Below are 14,526 nucleotides of genomic sequence, written 5' to 3' on the forward strand. Positions count from 1 at the left end.
TCCTCTCGGGATCTCGGGAGACGGACAGAGGTCAGAACTTCTGCTGCTGAGCGCCGGGCGGCAGCAGGCACGGGGTCCGTACGGCGAAGGAGAAGCGTTGCGGCTTCGACTTGCCGGAGCCGACCGTCCCCGCCTCCACCCGGTAGTCGTTCTTCTTGTTCCGGGCCCGGAACACCGCGGACGCGGTGGCGCTCTCGAACTCCCGGTACGAGGTCACCTCGTAGCCCTGGCCGGGGAGTTGGGTGCGGAGCTTGCGGACCATGCGGGTGTGTTCCGCGGCGGGGGCGGGCGAGTAGACGTAGTAGAAGAGGGTGTAGCGGCCGTCGTTCGCCACCTCGTCGTTCTGGCCGACGCAGGGCTCGTAGACCGCTTTGGCCGTGTCGGGGAGCAGTTCGGCGGCGGTGAGTCGGGCCATGCGGGCGGTGGTGTCCTTCGCCGAGCGCAGCGCGTCCTCCCGTGCCGTGCGGGGCAGCGGACTGTTCACGCCCTTCGGGGACGTGTCGTCCTGGGACGCGCAACCGGCCACCAGGAGAGCGGCGGTGGAGACCGCGAGCGCCGCCCGGCCGGCCGCCGTCGTGCCACGAGCCACTGGGTTCATCAGCCTGGACCTCGGTGTTCCTGTGGGGGTTGAGAGCTGCGGACTCAGAACTGCTGTTGCTCGACGCCGGGCGGGAGCAGGCAGGGCGTACGTACGGCGAAGGAGAGGCGCTGGGGCCTGGTCCGGCCGGAGCCGACCGTGTCCGCGGTGACCAGGTAGGAGCTCCTGGTGTCGCGGGCCCGGAACACCGCGGACGCGTAGGCGTTCTCGAACTCCCGGTACGCGGTGACCTCGTAGCCCTGCTGGGGCAGCTCGCGGCGGAGCGTGCGTACGACGCGGGTGTGCTCGGTGACCGGCGCGGGCGAGTTGACGTAGTAGAAGAGGCTGTAGCGGCCGTCCGCGGCGATCTCGTCGTTCCTGCCCATGCAGGCCTCGAAGTTGGCCTTGGCGGTCGACGGGTCGAGTTCGACGCCGGTGAGCCGGGCCAGGTAAGTGGTGTACTCCTCGGCCCACTTCGCTGCGGCTTCCTGGTCGACGCGGGGCAGGGGGGCGTTCGGATCCGTGCGGGGGTCCGTGGTCGGGGGCATGCGGCCTCCAGTCGGGAACGGGCAGGGACTGCGGCAGGCTTACGGCGTCACAGACCGGGGACGATCTGGGCCTCCGGCGGCACGTCGCTGCCTTCCTTCGGCACCTCGGTGGGCTGCTTGCCGGCGATGACGGCACCCTGGTTGGCGAGGGAGTCGCTGCCGTCGTCCCAGTAGCCGCTGTGACCGTGGGTGTCGACCTCGAAGTTGTTGCCTCCGAAGTCCGCGAGCATCGGGTCCCGGCCGAGGGTGAGGTCGGAGGCGTGGTTGATGACGGCGTCGTCCTTCGCACCGCCGATCCACACGTGCTCGGGGTCCATCTGCAGATCGCTCGCGTGGTCCACGGTCATCCCCGGGCTGCCGACCACCATGACGTCGTCCGCGCCCAGCCCTGGGCCTCCAGAGGCGGCCGCGCCGACGACGGTGGAGCCGTAGCTGTGCCCGATGACGGTGGTGTGACTGGGCGATCCGTCGTGCGCGGCGTGGGTGCCCGCCACGAACTGCCGCAGGTCGGGGGCGCCGTCCTCGGCCCGCCCGGTCCCGCCGACGCTGTCGAAGTCGGTCATGGACGCCTCGGGGGCGTCGTAGCCGAGCCAGGTGATCATCGCGACGCTCTCGCCGTCGGACTGCTGCTCCGCCGAGGACTGCAGTTTGCCGATGCGGGTGATCTGGCCGGGTACGGCGTCCATGTTGGTGTTGGTGCCCGGTACAAGGATTCCGGTGTGGGCGGCGGTGTCCGGGTTGCCCATGGCGACGATGGCCCGGCCGTCGTCCTTGGAGTCGTAGCCGAGCAGGTACAGCTCCTTGCCCTTGGGCGCGCCGTCGGCCTGCTCCAACTGGTCGTTGAGCACTTCGAGGTTGTTCAGGCGCCGGTTGACCGTCTCGTCGGTGTCGCCGGGGAACCCCTCATCCCAGTTGCCCTCCTGGATGAGGTTCAACTCCTGGGTGAGCGCGGTGCGGTTGGCGTCGTCGCGTACGTCCGACGGCAGGCCGTCGGTCGCGCCGATCTCCTTGGGATAGAGCGTGGTGTAGGTCTGGCGTTCCTCGGGGCTGAGCGCCTTCCACCACTCGGCGGCGGCCTTCGGGTCGTCCTCGGGAATCTGCGGACCCTGTACGCCGATGGCCTTCAGGGCGTTCTTGACGTCCTGCGCGGACTCCGCGGCCGCGTCATGGCTGGTCGGGTCGGTGAGGATGTCGCCGTTGAGTTCACCGAGGGCCTTGGCGCCGTCGTCGCTGGCCTTGCGCGCGTCGGCCAGCGCGGTGTCGATCTCGGCGCGGTGCCGGCCCAGGAGGGTGTCGCGGTCGGCGATGATCTGGCGTGCGTCGGGGTCCTGGTGGGGCAGGCCGGCGGTCGTCGGGTCGGTGACGGTGCCGTCGCCGTCGACCTCGAAGTGGTCCTCCTCGGCCCGCCGGACCGCGTTGCGCAGGGCCGTCTGGGCCGCTTCCATCCAGGACCTGGTGGTGTCCAGCACCTCGGCCACGGCCATCGCCTCGGTCTCGACGACGCCGATCCGCGACTCGACGTCCTCCAGGTAGAACAGGGCCGCGTCGGCGTCGTCGCCCTTCCAGGACGCGTGGAGCGGACCGGTGACCTGTCGGCGGTGGCGGTCGGTGAGGGTGTCCATCGTCGTCGACAGGTCGCGCCAGGCCTTGGCCGCCGCTTCCAGGTCGGAGAAGTCCTGCTTCATCAGGCGGGAGAAGTCAGAAGCCACGGCGGCCTCGTCCCGGCCCGGCGTTCAAGTTTCCTTCAGGGCGCGGCAAAACAACCCCAAAAGGCATAAGACAACCCCCGTTGCACCTGCTCACTCATGAGTTCGAGGCGCACAGATTAGCCGACGCGCGGTCCGGCCGGGCACGCCGGGGCCTTGGGCCGAGGACGGCCCGGCTTGCGAAGGGCCCGTGGGGCCGTCCGGCGGCCCGCGGAGCCGTCCGGCGGCAGGAGGGAGCCCTGTCTGACGGCCCATGGAGCCGTCCGGCGGCAGGAGGGAACCGTCTGACTGCAAGAGGGAGCCCGGTCTGACGGCCCGTGGAGCCGTCCCGGCCTCAGTGCCGAGCCGTCCGCCCCTCGCGGCCGCCGCCCGAGCCGTGCACGGGCGCGTCCCGCTCCGCGCGCTCGCGGTCGAGTTCGGCCTGCTGCCTCGCGTCCCACGTCCCGAACTGCGCCTTGGACTCCTGCTGTTCGGCGTACGACTGGTTCTCGGCGGCCCGGCGCATCTCGTGCAGGCGCTGGTAGACGGCCTCGGTGTAACGAGGGTCCTGGAAGGCGTCCTTGACGTCGACGTTCCCGCTCAGCACCGACTGCGCCATGTCGCGCAGGGCCGGGTCGAGCGAGGTCGCGCCGGCGATGGTGCGCAGGGAACGGCGCAGCCGCAGGGCCTGTTCGGGGTCCTGGGCGATCCCCGTCAGTTCCTCGTCCTGGATCTCCCGGTCCGCGGTCATGGGCGGGACACGTCCTCTCTGCTGCCTGCTGTTGATGACGATCGGGGACGGCGATTCACGCGGGAGGTCATCCGAACTCGCTGCGTGCCCAGTCCTGGGCGCCGCCACTGTGCGAGGCGGCGGAGCGCGAGGAGCCGGAGCGCGAGGTGGAGGAAGCCGCGGCGACCGGCCTGTCGGCGTCGGACGCCTGCGTGGCCGCGGTGGTGCCGGAGGAAGAGGCGGACTCGGCTCCGTCGGACGTCTCCCCGCCCTGCCCGCTGTGCCCGCTCAGCGCGTCGACGCCGTGCTGCACCCGGTTGCCGACCGCCCCGGTGACCTTCTCGGTGGCGGCGTCGACGGCACCGTCCACGTGCCCCTGTACGTCCGTGTAGCCGGCGACCGTGGAGCCTTCGCCGCCCGTGACCTCGTTCTTGAGGCCGTCGACGTACTCGCCTGCCGCGTCCTTGGCGACGCCCGCCGTCTCACCGAAGTCGATGCCGGAACGCTCGTCGAAGTAGGTCTCGACACTCTGCTGGCCGATGTTCTGCGCCATGCCGATGGCGGCGTCCTTGGCCTTCTCCTTGGCGGCGTCGACGACCTTCTCCTGGACGAACTTCTTGGCCTCTTCCTTGATCTTGTCCTTGGCGAACTGCTTGACCTTCTCCCTGGTGACCTTCTCCAGCTGCTCCTTGGCGATCTTCTTCAGGGCGTCCATGGTGGCGTGCTCCATTGCCTTCGTGATCGCCTGCATGACCTCCTGCCTGAGCTTGTTCAGCAGCTCGCGGACGATCACGCGGGTGGCCTGGGTGGCGCCGAGCGCACCGACCTCGGAGAGGCCGAAGGTGAAGGGGGCGGACGCCTGCGCCGCGATGATCTCCACTGCCAGCGCGATGAGTTGGGCGATCACAGCCAGTTTCGCAGTGAGCACCGCGATCGCCGCCGCGTCGAAGGCGAGGGCGATCACTTCGCAGGCGAGCTGGGCGTCCGGGAGATATCTGTCGTCGCCGCCCGAGCCGGTGTAGGCGCCCCAGGCCTTGCTGAAGCCGTCGACCGCCGTACCGGCGTTGCCGGCGACGACGGTGCGGGCGTAACCCTCGCCGGCCGCCTGGATCTCCTCGAGTGTCTTTCCGAAATCCCGCCAGGTTTCGGCGACCTGGTGCAGTGCGTCTTCGTCGGCCTCGGGCCAGGAGTAGCCGAGGAGGTCGAGCACCCAGACGAGCTCGCTGGGGAGTGTGAGCGCCATACAGATAGCCCCGTTGTTTACGTGGAATTCTTAGAGATTGCCGACTTCGCTGATGACCCCGTTCAGCCGACCGCTGTTCGACGCGTCGGAGGCGTCGTAATTGACGGCCATGTCTTCCAGGTTGGTGCCGATCTGCGCCAGCCGCTTAGCGAGACTGTCCATCGACGTGAAGAGTCCGTCGCGAATCGGCGTGTAGACCTGACCGAAGATCTCTCCGAAGTCGGCGTCGTCCCACGGCTCACCCAGACCGTCGAGATCGTCCTGAAGCTTCTTGGAGGCTTTGGAGAAAACACTCCCGAGCTCAGCGAAATTCTGCCCTTGTTTCTTGAGCACCGTCGTGTCGACGTCAAAGGTGTCGAATCCCACGTTCTCCCCCGGGCTCCCTTTGCTGCAGTTCATATTGGACGACAGACCGATACCTTAGACTCCTCGCGCACAGCCCAGCGAACCCGCTGGTCAAGAGATCGTCAAGTTTCCCGGGGGGACGTCAACAGTGGTGACCACACAGCAGAGTTACGGCAGTACAGGGGCCCTGCGGGTGGGAAGGCTCCTCGGCCTGGGACTGATCCTGCTGGCCGCGGTCATCGCGGCGGTGACCGTGCCGGAACTTCGCAGCGAACTCGCCGGTGACGGCACGGATGGAACCCTCACCGTTTCTTCATGCGAAGTGCACACGAAACCCCACTACGGAACGCGTCGGCGGACAACGGAACTCAAGTTCGGTTGCACGGGGACCTGGACGGCACACAGCGGTGGCGCCACGTACGACGACGTGACGGTGGAAACGTCATCTCGTCTGGAAAGCGGAGCGAAGATCGACGTCGTACAGGCGGACGGCACCTTCACACTTCCGGAGGACCGGGCCCCCGGCAAGGACATCGCGATTCTCGCGTTCTGCCTTTCCATGCTGGCATTCGGCGCCTTCTGCCTCCTCACCGGCTTCGGAACCCGCAACGGCCCGGGCCTGGCGGCTTCCTGGCAGCGACTCCCGGGCGGCAATGCGACGGGCTACGCGCTGGGCGGCGTGTTCGTCGTCGGAGCGGTGACGGCACTCGCGTGCGCACTGGCAGTCTGAAATACGTTGTTGCCTTCCGATGCAAGAAACCGAGTTCTGCGTTCTGAGGACCTTTGAATGACCCAAGTACATGGGAACACCGCGCCGGACACCGCCACCCGAGGAGACCGAACCGGCCTGGCCCGGCTCATCGGCGCGGGCCTGATCCTCGTGGGTGTCGTCCTCCTGGGCCTGGGCGCCTACCTCGGCCCCGTCCGCTACGCGACGTCCACGCCGGGCAAGCTCACGGTCGAGACCTGCACGGTCGACTACAAGTACCGCGGCTCGTCGACCAGTTCACGGAAGAAGACCAAGACCAGGTGGTGCTACGGCACCTTCACCGCCGACAACGGCTCGGCGAGGGACCTCAACGCCGAACTGAAGAGCGACGCGCTCTACCGGAAGGGCCACGTCCTCGAAGCCCGCCGCAGCGGCGACACCACCTACCAGCTGGACCGCGGCTGGGTCTACGCCATCGCGCTGGGATGCGCGTGGGGCTTCGGCGCGCTGATCGCGCTCGCGGCCGGCGTCTTCGTCGCCGTCACGGGCTTCCCGTACGGGGAAGGTGAGAGCCAGAGGCTGTTCCGGGCCTGCATGATGCTGGTCGGAGTGGGTGTGCTCGGACTTGCGATCAGCTTGCTGGTGACGTTCTTCGCGTGACGGCGAATCCGTGAAGGCCTAGAACAGCCACACCCCGAACGCCACAAGCGCCGCGCCGAAGGCGACGAAGACGCCGGCCGTCACGGCGAGCGGCCGCAGTTGCTTGCGCCGACGCGCCGGCTCGAGGCCGCGCCATGTGCTGCGTGCCGCGTACACCCCGACGAGCGCGATCACCGAGCCGAACACCACGGCCAGCAGACCGAAGAACTTGGCCCACGTGTAGGGGTGGTCCGGGTTCGGCGTCCACACCGCGGCGAGGTCGACGGGGTTCGGAACGGCGTTCGGAACTCTCACTCGTCCTTCTCGTCCTTCATCAGGTCCTGCAGATCGGACTCGATCCCGGAACCGGCGGCGTAGACGCCTGTGTTGAGGGTGGTGCCCACCGTGTTCTTGAAGGCGCCGTCCGCGAGTTTCCCGCGGTCGCTCAGGTTCTCGCCGCCGAGGCTGCCGTGCTGTTCCAGGGCGTGGTTGACGCCGTGGTTCTGTGCGTTGCCGACGGCACCGGTGGCGGCGTTGGTGAGCGCGTCCTCGCCGATCGTCGACGGGTCCTGTCCGGCGACGACGTCGGCCGTGAGACCGCCCGCGACATTGCCGGCGGCGCCGTTGACCGTCGTACCGAGGAGGCCGTCGCCCCGCAGGATGTCCCCGGCCGTCCCGGTCAGGCGGGCTCCTGCGGTTCCGGCGACCGCGGTGAACGCCGCCGTACCGGCCGCGGCACGGCTGCCGGCGGTGAGGTCGTCGCCGACGGTCACCGGCTGGCCGTGGGCGGCCTGGTTCAGCATGAGACTGCCGGAGTCGGCAGCGAAGTTGGTGACGAGGCTCTCCAGGCCCGTCTTGGTGAAGTCCGCGGTGATCCGGGCGACGGTCGTGAGCACTCGTTCCAGGGTGGCGACGGTCTCCGCGCTCAGTCCGGTGAACCGTTCCAGCAGGGCGGCCACCTTCTCCGCCGCAGAGGTGAACACCTTGACCAGGTCCACGATCTTCGCCACGCGCTCGGCCACGGCGGTGTTGGCGACGAGGTCGGAGAGGAAGCCGGTGAAGAAGGACAGTGCGGCGCCGGCGATCTCCATCTCGGCGATCTCGACGCAGATGTCGATGATCTCCTCGTTGATCCCGTCGATCTCCGTGGCGTAGGCCCGCAGCCCGTCGGCCACGTGATGGAAGTCGTCCGCGGTCTGCAGGACGACCCGGCGCTGCTCCTGCCAGTGCCTCTCGAAGGCGTCGCGTGCCTCGCCGTGCCAGCCCTCCTTGTCGACACCGGCGATCGCCGCGTCCACGGCCCGTACGAGGTCGCTCAGTTCCGTGCCCATGAGGTCCCACTGGTGGGCGATGGTGCGCAGAGCGGGTCCGTCGCCGCCCGGCAGTTCCACACCGAACGCCTCCAGGACGTCCAGTACCTTGCCGTCGATCCAGCTGTTGACGCTCACGCCGGGCCGCCTCCCGTGCGCCGGACGGCGGCGCTGAGATAGCCGACAGCGGTCTGGTCGGAGTCGGTGTAGTTGCCCGCGTTGAGCCGGAGCCGGTCTCCGTCGCTGCTGAGTACGTCGGGCAGGTAGCCCAGCGCCTTGACCGTGTGGCTCAGCAACTGCCCGTACTTCTCCGCCGCGCCGTCGCAGACACCGAGCAGGCCGAAGGCCTCACCGATCTCGGCCGCACTCGCCGCGAACCCCTCGATCGGCTTGGCGAGCCCCGTCGCCTCCCTGTCGAACTTGCCCGCCAGCTCCCTTAGCGTGGCGGGGTCCACCCCGAACTGCCCGCTCATCCCGCTCCTCGGTCGATCGTCCGGACGTCGCCAGCATGTCCGGGGAGCGCTGTCACGGAAGGGATCTTTGTGCGCTCGGAGCCAGGCGATGACACACGCTTTGCAGCCCTCTGGCCAAAACGATGCCTACAGCTCACAGTTGGCGGCCCGCGGGACCTCACTCGTACGGGCGATGCCCCACGCGCTCGCGCCTACAGTCGCCAGCCCCGCGACTCATGTGGCGCCTCCCCGCCCTTACGGCCCCTCGCGCGCTCGCCCTGCCGCTCGGCCCGCTCCCGGTCGATCTCGCCCTGACATTCGTCCAGTTGCCGCCGCCCCTCGGCCTCGGCGGCCAGCCGCTCCTCGGCACTCATCCGGTCGTACGCACGCATCCCCGCCTTCGCCCCCTCACTCAGCGCCTCCCGATACGCCCCGTTCCGCGCCGCCTGACGCAACCCGACCCGCCCGGCGAGCACTTCGCGTGCCATCTCCCGCAGGGTTTCGTCCCGGCTGTCGGCGAGCCGCTGCAACGACTTGCGCAACGCCCGTGCCCGAGCGGGGTCCTTGGCGATGTCGAGGAACTCTTCGTCGCCGACCTCTGGCCGTTCCATGCGCATTGCTCCTCGTCGAGGGGGTTTCGGAACGCGCTAGAGTAGCCGACCGATTACGGACAGTGCGCATGATGTGGGGTGGGACATGACGTTCCAAGTCAGACCCGACGACCTTGACGGGTACAGCCGTCAGGTGGGGCGCGCAGCCGTCGATGTGCACCATGCGCAGGAGTACATCGCCCAATACGGCGGCATGGATGCCCTCCACGGACAGGGGCTGTTCCTCTACGCCATCGGACTGCACTCGCAGGCGATGGACGGGGTCAAGAACGTCCTCACCCGTCTGCACACGCTTCTGTCCGCCAGCGCCGAGGAGTTGTCGAAATCCGCGGCGTACTACCGGACGACCGACCAGGACCAGGCATCCCGCCTGGACGCCACCTACCCGCCGAGCAAGCGCTAGCCCCCACGGAGAACGGACCCCATGAGTTTCGCGGACGCCGCCGAACCCGTCGGCCATCTCAAAGCACCCAGCGAGCCGGAGGAGTTCTCCCAGGGGGTCATCGGCGACAGCGTCGAAACGGTGAGCGACTTCCTCAGTCCCAGCGAATGGCTGCTGGGGATCATCGAGTTCACCTTCGGGTCAAACCCGTTGGAGACGGCCATCGCGTGGTTCACCGGTGACTGGGCGTCGTACGTGAAATGCGCCGAGATGTGGCGCAACACGGGCAGCTTCACCAAGGACCTGGCCACGAACCTGCGTTCCGGCAACAAGGAGTTGGACGCCGGCTGGAACGGCAATGCCGCCGACTCCGCCTACGTCTACTTCGACGAGCTGGCGAAGAAGATCGACACCCTGGACGGGCACATGCGGGACCTCCAGACCTCGTACATGGACATCGGCCGCGCGATCGCGAGAGGCGCAGAGCTGATCAAGGGCGTACTGGAGCAACTGGCGGACCAGGCGCTACTCGTGGAGATCGAACTGACGGCGGGCACAGCGCTGATGGAGACGGGCGTGGGCCTCTGCGCCGGCTACGGCGCCGCCATTGTCGAAATGGCGGAGATGGTGAGGACGTGGGGGCGAGCGACCGAGGCCTACGGCGCCGTAAAGGATGCGATCGACGAGGCGACAGTCGCCGGTGGCCTGGCGGTCGGCGGCCTCGGAGTCGCCCTGAAGGAGTTTCCCGAGCCGGGGAGGAGTTACGACAACCCGGCCGTGTAGCTACTGCCACCCCTTCCGCGGACCGTCCGCTTGCGCACCGTCCCCACCCGGGTCTGCGAGACCTCCCGAGTGATCACGCCGATCTGTGCGGCCTCGCGCGGGAACCTGCTCGTGGCGGCGAACGCCATACCGAACGCCAGCACCAGTCCGCCGAGGAAGACCATCGCGATCCACCGGGCGCCCAGATCGATCACCACCGCCCTTGAGGTCCTGCGGGAAGCCACCACAGGAGCGCGGTGCCATCGCCTGCCGCCGAAGCGGTACGCGTCGCAGCTACGGCAGGGCAAGAGGCACCGGGATCACTCTCATCCGAAAGAGGGAACCGCCGTCGTCCCCTTCAGCCCTGGTAGGGGGGTTGCTGCGCATAGGGGTTGGGCTGCTGCGGCGGCTGAGCGGGCGGAGCGGCGTGCCCGTAGCCGGGGCCGGGCGGCATCGACTGCTGAGTCGGGTATCCCGCGTGAGGGTAAACGGCGTTCGCGGGGGTGCCGTTGCGCGTGTTCCGACGGCTGCGTGCGATCAGCAGGGCGGTGACGGCGGCGATCACCGCCACCAGGCCGATGACACCGACGAGAAGGACGAGTGCGCCCATTGAAGAGGATTCCTCCTTGTTCGTAGTCGCTGAGCTTTCGTTGCTTTTGCTTGCATCGTCGATCAGCTGAATGCGCCGAGCGGATTCGCTTCCGGCCCCTTGGGGATGTTCATCTTGAGGGCCGAGAAGGGGCGGATGATTCCGTAGCCGTACCCTTCGTCCGGCGCCTTCAGGCCCTTGCGATGAAGGAACGAGGCCGACTTGATCAGAAGACGTCCAGGACCCACTCGCGGTCTCGCACATAGTCTGCCGAAGCAGGGGAAGCCGCGGCCATGAGAAGTACCCCTGCCCAGGGTTGCGGCTCCTGTGGCGGACCACATCCGCTTGATAGCCAACGACACTCCAGTTACTGACGACGACGTGATCCACCTGACTTGCACCAAATGGCGTCAGGGATGGGCTTGTACAGCGGGTCCGCAAGGCATGAACGCAAAGAGTGGTGTCTCCCGGCGCGGCGTCGAACGCCTCAGCGGAGACACCACTCTCTTCAACGAATCGGCCTGGGCATCGGTCACCCGGCTGAATTACCTACTGCCCTTGATGCGGGGGCTGTTGTGCGTAGGGGTTGGGGTGTTGCGGGGACTGTCCCGGAGGGGTGGGGTAGCCCTGATTGGGAGGCGTGTTGGGGTACTGCTGGTAGCCCGTCGGGGGCTGGGGCGGGTAGCCGGTGCCATGCGGGGGCATACCGCCGCCGCCCGGACCGGAGCCGCCGCTGCCGCGGTTACGGCGGCTGCGGATCACCGCGAAGACGACACCGAGGACGATTACGGCGGCTGCGATGCCGGCGATCAGGAGGATGCCGCTGGAGGACGACTTGTCCTTCTTCTTGGCCGCCTGGCTCGGGTTGTTGTCGCCGGAGGCGGAGCCGGACTGCGTTGAAGTGGAGGACGAGGCCTGAGCGAGAGGACCTTCCTTGGGCCCCTTCGGAATGTCCATCGTCAGCGCTGAACCCGGGCGGGCGATGCCGTAGCCGAGCTCCTTGTCCGGAGCCTTCTTGCCGGTGTTGTTCAGGAACGACGCCGACTTCACCAGACGGTTGATGATCTGGCCTGCGGTGAGGTCGGGGTACTTGGAGCGGAGGAGGGCGACGATGGCGGAGACGTAAGCGCTGGATCCCGAGGTCCCGTCCGCTACCGCGTAACCGCTTTTTGTGGTCGGGTCGGCTTGTGCAACTTCAACTCCAGGCGCTGCGACAGTCACATTTCCAGTGTTGGAACTGGACCAAAAATTTAGCCCCTGATCCACAGCTGTAACAGCGACCACACCAGGAAGTGCGGCTGGATAGCTCACGGTCCCCGCATCATTGCCAGTGGCTGCCACCACAACTACATCATGGGCCTGCGCATATGCAACCGCCTTCGCCGCTTTCGATCCCGGGTAGGAATTACTATCACCAAGCGAGAGGTTAATGACTGAAGCACCTTGATCTACGGCGTAACGAATGCCGGAGGCCAGACTTGCAGTGACGAATTTGTTACCAGCCAGGTCCACGCGAACCGGAAGGATCTTTGCCTTCGGCGCAAGACCCATCACACCAGCAGAGTTACTGGCCCCGTGTCCATGCCCAGCAATGAGGCTTGCCATGGCTGTGCCATGCCCCTCGGTGTCGCGATGCGGACTTCCCGCTCCCGTGAAGTCTTTACCCGGAAGGACCTGTCCGGTGAGGTCCGGATGGGAGGCGTCGACTCCCGAGTCGACTACAGCGACGGTCACACCAGCGCCTTGTGAGGTTTTCCAGACCTTTTCTGCGCTATAAACGGTCAACGGCCACTGCGCGTCTCGGACTTGATCCGCAGACGCAATTGGAGCCGCAGTGAGGAGCAAGGCCCCTGTCAACGCCACGACACCAGTCGTGGACCCGACTCGCTTGAAACCCAACTCCCTGCTCCTCACTCAGCTGCGGCTGGAGTCACCAGCCCGACAAATGGGCCGACGACGACCTTACGTCAGGCCCGACGGCACGCTTACTCGATCGTCCGCGGAACGTTGCGGTTGCGGTCCTCTTCCGAGATCCAGGTCTCTTCGTCCTCTACCAAGTAGTCGGGACGGTCCCCCTGGCTGTTCTCCTTCTTGGACTTCCGGCCCTTGCCACCAGCTCCGCCGGCACCTGCCTGCGTTCCGCCTCGGCTTCCGTGCAAGCCTGCACCGCCACCGGCGCCCTTACCGACTCCCTTGGCCCCGCCGACGACACCGCCACGGGCCCTCGCGAGTGCTCCACGACCGCCGGCGCTTGCGCCGCCTCGACCGGCCGCCCCAGCACCGGCGCCACCGCCCATGCCGCCCATTCCCGCGCGGCCACCGACACCGCGGCCCGCCGCTGCGCCGCCCCCGGCCAGGCCTCCGCGACCGCCCATGGCTCCGATGCCGCCGCGTGCAGCAGCGCCTCCCGCGAGACCGCCTGCTTCGCCGGCAGCCAGAACGCCGGGGCTCATGGATCCGCCGCCACCGAGATTACCGAGGCCGCCTCCACCGACGCTGGGTCCGCCAACACCCGTGCCGGGGCCAGGTCCGCCCATACCCGGGGGGATGCTGTCGACATTCGTCTTGGTCGTCGGGACCGTCGGGAGCTGTGAACCGCCGGTGATGCCCTGATCGCGCGGAACAGTCGGAGACGGCTTAATGCTGGCCGTCGGGCCCGCGCTCCAAGGCTTGGCTGTCGTTCCTGCCCTGCTTGGAGCGGAACCGCCAGCAGATGGCACAGAGATGGGCGGGGGCATAGGCGTACTAGGGTTAGGCGGCGAGAACGGGTCCTTCTTGTCCCCGTCGAAATACCCAGGATTCGCGTACGCCTTGTAGTTAACCCCCAACTGCTCCATAATCGCCACCCCCTTCAACTGCTCTTCCTTACCCTTGGACAAGGAATCCGCGTTGGCCTGGCGGGCGGCGTCCGTGCTGACGCCCTTGTTGATATCGGCGAGGAGCTGCTCGTCGCTGCGGTTGTCGTCCGTGAGTTTGTCCCACGCCCGGTCCCAGCCCGAGGGCTCCTTGACGTCCCTCATCTTGCTCATGGAGTTGCGCAGGTCGTTCTGGACGGCGTGCATGGTTTCCCCGTAGTGGTTGGCCCATGCGGCCGCATTGCGGACGTTCCCCATGATTTCGTTGGCCTTCTTGCGGAAGGCCTCGGCCGCGTCGCCCTCCCAGTGCTCGAGGACGTTTTCCACGGCGCTCTGCATCATGCCCGCGACGCTGTCCTTCGAGGAGACCGAGTCCACGCCGCCGGTCTTGGCGTCACCGTCGCCGCCGGACAGGATGTTGTGGACGGACTTCCAGTGCTGGCTGACCTCGTAGATGCGGTTGGGGTCCGCGTCCAGGATCATTGAGCGCAGCTCCGGGATACCCATCTTCATGAAATGGGTGTCGAGCTTGCTCCGGTCCGGCCCTCCCATGCCCCCGTCGGGCAGTGATTCGAGCTTCTCGTCGTGCTTGTCCTTGATCCGCTGCTTCTGAGCCTCTTGCTGGGCCTTGATCTGCTCTTCGGTAGGCGTGTAGCCGTAGCCGTACATCTTCGAACATCCCCTCCGTCAGTGACCGGTCGCCGAACCGCCTAGTAGGCGGACCCACCCTTGGGAGTCGCGCTGACGCCCTGTGCGTTCGCGTGCTCCTGGTTGCTGTACTTGTCCCTGACCTTCGAGGTGCTGGTACCGAAGTCGTCGATCAGCTTGTGCAGGTCCCTGATCATGTTCTCGATCCTGGTCTTCTGCTTCTGGTGGGCGTCGTGAAGTTCGTTGGACTCCAGGAACTTCTCACTGCCGAAGGCACTGCTCGGGATGTCCGTCTCGTACTTGGCCTTGGTGTTGGCCTTGTCCATGTCCGAGAGGAGGCCGTTGAGCTTTCGGATGACCTCATCCAGTGCGCTCAGATCGACCCGCATTCCGTTACTCATACCCCGTTGTCCTCTCCCCTGTTACTCAAGTGGTCAGCAC

Annotated in this window: 19 protein-coding genes; 4 read left to right on the forward strand and 15 right to left on the reverse strand. The window is 67.3% G+C overall.

What is annotated here, in order from left to right; all coding sequences use genetic code 11:
• Positions 1-31 precede the first annotated feature (31 nt).
• The 6 genes from ACQF4J_RS14330 to ACQF4J_RS14355 form a co-directional block, all read right to left on the reverse strand.
• Entirely contained in the window at positions 32-598 is a 567-nt protein-coding gene (locus ACQF4J_RS14330) for a hypothetical protein (protein WP_427165751.1), read from the reverse strand.
• Positions 599-642: 44 nt separating this feature from the next.
• Positions 643-1,125 carry a hypothetical protein gene (locus ACQF4J_RS14335; protein ID WP_351578390.1) on the reverse strand — a complete coding sequence of 161 codons (483 nt, stop codon included), beginning with the start codon at positions 1,123-1,125 and terminating at the stop codon, positions 643-645.
• Between the two features lie 47 nt (positions 1,126-1,172).
• On the reverse strand, positions 1,173-2,834 hold the full coding sequence (locus ACQF4J_RS14340) for an alpha/beta hydrolase (RefSeq protein ID WP_427165752.1): 1,662 nt from the start codon (positions 2,832-2,834) through the stop codon (positions 1,173-1,175).
• A gap of 331 nt (positions 2,835-3,165) precedes the next feature.
• Positions 3,166-3,561, reverse strand: coding sequence for a hypothetical protein (locus tag ACQF4J_RS14345; RefSeq protein ID WP_427165753.1), 396 nt, complete (start codon positions 3,559-3,561; stop codon positions 3,166-3,168).
• Positions 3,562-3,628: 67 nt separating this feature from the next.
• Positions 3,629-4,783, reverse strand: coding sequence for a PE-PGRS family protein (locus ACQF4J_RS14350; RefSeq protein WP_351578381.1), 1,155 nt, complete (start codon positions 4,781-4,783; stop codon positions 3,629-3,631).
• A gap of 30 nt (positions 4,784-4,813) precedes the next feature.
• Complete coding sequence (locus tag ACQF4J_RS14355; RefSeq protein ID WP_351806090.1) at positions 4,814-5,149, reverse strand: hypothetical protein; 336 nt, start codon at positions 5,147-5,149, stop codon at positions 4,814-4,816.
• A gap of 130 nt (positions 5,150-5,279) precedes the next feature.
• Between ACQF4J_RS14355 and ACQF4J_RS14360 the strand changes: the two genes are divergently transcribed.
• A complete protein-coding gene (locus ACQF4J_RS14360; protein ID WP_351578375.1) occupies positions 5,280-5,858 on the forward strand; it encodes a hypothetical protein in 579 nt (192 codons plus the stop codon).
• Positions 5,859-5,915: 57 nt separating this feature from the next.
• A complete protein-coding gene (locus ACQF4J_RS14365) occupies positions 5,916-6,497 on the forward strand; it encodes a hypothetical protein (RefSeq protein ID WP_427165754.1) in 582 nt (193 codons plus the stop codon).
• 18 nt (positions 6,498-6,515) lie between these two features.
• On the opposite strand, the gene ACQF4J_RS14370 is transcribed toward ACQF4J_RS14365, so the two are convergent.
• The 4 genes from ACQF4J_RS14370 to ACQF4J_RS14385 all read right to left on the reverse strand — a co-directional run bounded on the left by ACQF4J_RS14370 (position 6,516) and on the right by ACQF4J_RS14385 (position 8,849).
• Positions 6,516-6,791, reverse strand: a complete 276-nt coding sequence (locus tag ACQF4J_RS14370) for a hypothetical protein (RefSeq protein ID WP_351578364.1) — start codon at positions 6,789-6,791, stop codon at positions 6,516-6,518.
• Entirely contained in the window at positions 6,788-7,924 is a 1,137-nt protein-coding gene (locus ACQF4J_RS14375; protein WP_427165755.1) for a WXG100 family type VII secretion target, read from the reverse strand. The genes ACQF4J_RS14370 and ACQF4J_RS14375 overlap by 4 nt, the downstream gene beginning before the upstream one ends.
• A complete protein-coding gene (locus ACQF4J_RS14380; protein WP_427165756.1) occupies positions 7,921-8,259 on the reverse strand; it encodes an ESX-1 secretion-associated protein in 339 nt (112 codons plus the stop codon). Before ACQF4J_RS14380 ends, ACQF4J_RS14375 begins: the two co-directional genes overlap by 4 nt.
• A gap of 191 nt (positions 8,260-8,450) precedes the next feature.
• Positions 8,451-8,849 (reverse strand): hypothetical protein, encoded by a 399-nt coding sequence (locus ACQF4J_RS14385; RefSeq protein ID WP_427165757.1) that lies wholly within the window; start codon positions 8,847-8,849, stop codon positions 8,451-8,453.
• 85 nt (positions 8,850-8,934) lie between these two features.
• Between ACQF4J_RS14385 and ACQF4J_RS14390 the strand changes: the two genes are divergently transcribed.
• Positions 8,935-9,252: a hypothetical protein gene (locus ACQF4J_RS14390; RefSeq protein ID WP_427165758.1), complete on the forward strand. Its 318-nt coding sequence runs from the start codon at positions 8,935-8,937 to the stop codon at positions 9,250-9,252.
• Positions 9,253-9,273: 21 nt separating this feature from the next.
• On the forward strand, positions 9,274-10,014 hold the full coding sequence (locus tag ACQF4J_RS14395; RefSeq protein WP_427165759.1) for a hypothetical protein: 741 nt from the start codon (positions 9,274-9,276) through the stop codon (positions 10,012-10,014).
• Here the strand turns inward: ACQF4J_RS14395 and ACQF4J_RS14400 are convergent.
• The 5 genes from ACQF4J_RS14400 to ACQF4J_RS14420 form a co-directional block, all read right to left on the reverse strand.
• The gene (locus tag ACQF4J_RS14400; protein WP_427165760.1) at positions 9,993-10,211 is read right to left on the reverse strand and encodes a hypothetical protein; all 219 of its coding nucleotides are present in this window, start codon (positions 10,209-10,211) and stop codon (positions 9,993-9,995) included. The two genes, ACQF4J_RS14395 and ACQF4J_RS14400, sit on opposite strands and share 22 nt — an antisense overlap.
• A 140-nt stretch (positions 10,212-10,351) precedes the next feature.
• Complete coding sequence (locus ACQF4J_RS14405; protein WP_427165761.1) at positions 10,352-10,603, reverse strand: hypothetical protein; 252 nt, start codon at positions 10,601-10,603, stop codon at positions 10,352-10,354.
• Between the two features lie 528 nt (positions 10,604-11,131).
• The gene (locus ACQF4J_RS14410) at positions 11,132-12,316 is read right to left on the reverse strand and encodes a S8 family serine peptidase (RefSeq protein ID WP_427165762.1); all 1,185 of its coding nucleotides are present in this window, start codon (positions 12,314-12,316) and stop codon (positions 11,132-11,134) included.
• Positions 12,317-12,567: 251 nt separating this feature from the next.
• Entirely contained in the window at positions 12,568-14,106 is a 1,539-nt protein-coding gene (locus ACQF4J_RS14415; RefSeq protein WP_427165763.1) for a hypothetical protein, read from the reverse strand.
• Between the two features lie 41 nt (positions 14,107-14,147).
• The gene (locus tag ACQF4J_RS14420) at positions 14,148-14,486 is read right to left on the reverse strand and encodes a hypothetical protein (protein ID WP_351578332.1); all 339 of its coding nucleotides are present in this window, start codon (positions 14,484-14,486) and stop codon (positions 14,148-14,150) included.
• Positions 14,487-14,526 lie beyond the last annotated feature (40 nt).

Origin of the sequence: Streptomyces sp. C1-1 (assembly GCF_050214755.1) — a bacterium.
In the GTDB taxonomy this organism is placed as follows: domain Bacteria; phylum Actinomycetota; class Actinomycetes; order Streptomycetales; family Streptomycetaceae; genus Streptomyces.

What these genes read in the sequence shown, in the direction of transcription:
- ACQF4J_RS14330 (WP_427165751.1), bottom strand. Translation starts at nt 598, where the DNA reads ATGAACCCAGTGGCTCGTGGCACGACGGCGGCCGGCCGGGCGGCGCTC.
- ACQF4J_RS14335 (WP_351578390.1), bottom strand. Translation starts at nt 1,125, where the DNA reads ATGCCCCCGACCACGGACCCCCGCACGGATCCGAACGCCCCCCTGCCC.
- ACQF4J_RS14345 (WP_427165753.1), bottom strand. Translation starts at nt 3,561, where the DNA reads ATGACCGCGGACCGGGAGATCCAGGACGAGGAACTGACGGGGATCGCC.
- ACQF4J_RS14350 (WP_351578381.1), bottom strand. Translation starts at nt 4,783, where the DNA reads ATGGCGCTCACACTCCCCAGCGAGCTCGTCTGGGTGCTCGACCTCCTC.
- ACQF4J_RS14365 (WP_427165754.1), top strand. Translation starts at nt 5,916, where the DNA reads ATGACCCAAGTACATGGGAACACCGCGCCGGACACCGCCACCCGAGGA.
- ACQF4J_RS14380 (WP_427165756.1), bottom strand. Translation starts at nt 8,259, where the DNA reads ATGAGCGGGCAGTTCGGGGTGGACCCCGCCACGCTAAGGGAGCTGGCG.
- ACQF4J_RS14385 (WP_427165757.1), bottom strand. Translation starts at nt 8,849, where the DNA reads ATGGAACGGCCAGAGGTCGGCGACGAAGAGTTCCTCGACATCGCCAAG.
- ACQF4J_RS14390 (WP_427165758.1), top strand. Translation starts at nt 8,935, where the DNA reads ATGACGTTCCAAGTCAGACCCGACGACCTTGACGGGTACAGCCGTCAG.
- ACQF4J_RS14395 (WP_427165759.1), top strand. Translation starts at nt 9,274, where the DNA reads ATGAGTTTCGCGGACGCCGCCGAACCCGTCGGCCATCTCAAAGCACCC.
- ACQF4J_RS14405 (WP_427165761.1), bottom strand. Translation starts at nt 10,603, where the DNA reads ATGGGCGCACTCGTCCTTCTCGTCGGTGTCATCGGCCTGGTGGCGGTG.
- ACQF4J_RS14415 (WP_427165763.1), bottom strand. Translation starts at nt 14,106, where the DNA reads ATGTACGGCTACGGCTACACGCCTACCGAAGAGCAGATCAAGGCCCAG.
- ACQF4J_RS14420 (WP_351578332.1), bottom strand. Translation starts at nt 14,486, where the DNA reads ATGAGTAACGGAATGCGGGTCGATCTGAGCGCACTGGATGAGGTCATC.